Here is a 413-nt window from a genome sequence, read left to right as displayed (position 1 = left end):
AACAAAAAAGCTGCAGTTATAGTGAAAAAAGCATTGGAATCTGCAATTGCAAACGCTGAACACAATAACAGTTTAGATGTAGACGACCTTAAGGTTACTACGATTTACGTTGATGAAGGCACTAGCCTTAAACGTATTATGCCACGTGCTAAAGGCCGTGCAGATCGTATTACTAAGCGTACTTGTCACATTACCGTTAAGGTAGGGGTTTGATATGGTCAGAAGGTTCATCCAATCGGTATCCGCCTTGGTGTTGTAAAACGTCATAACGCCAACTGGTATGCGAGTCCGAAACAATACGCTGAATATTTGCTTAAAGATCTTCAAGTTCGTGAGTTTTTAACTAAAAAACTTAAAAGCGCGATGATCAGCAAAATTCTTATCGAACGTCCTACAGGCGCTGCTAAAGTAAC

At 40.2% G+C, this 413-nt stretch carries 1 protein-coding gene; it reads left to right on the top strand.

The annotated features are described in order from the left end of the window. A partial coding sequence (gene rplV / locus ACQ5DJ_RS30020; protein ID WP_429845629.1) for a 50S ribosomal protein L22 occupies positions 1 to 213 on the top strand: 213 nt, incomplete at its 5' end. Positions 214 to 413: the final 200 nt, after the last annotated feature.

It is taken from the genome of Brevibacillus sp. FIR094 (genome assembly GCF_050477165.1).
GTDB lineage: Bacteria > Bacillota > Bacilli > Brevibacillales > Brevibacillaceae > Brevibacillus.
The sequence above is the reverse complement of the archived record's forward strand: the minus strand, read 5'-3'. Positions and strand labels throughout refer to the sequence as shown.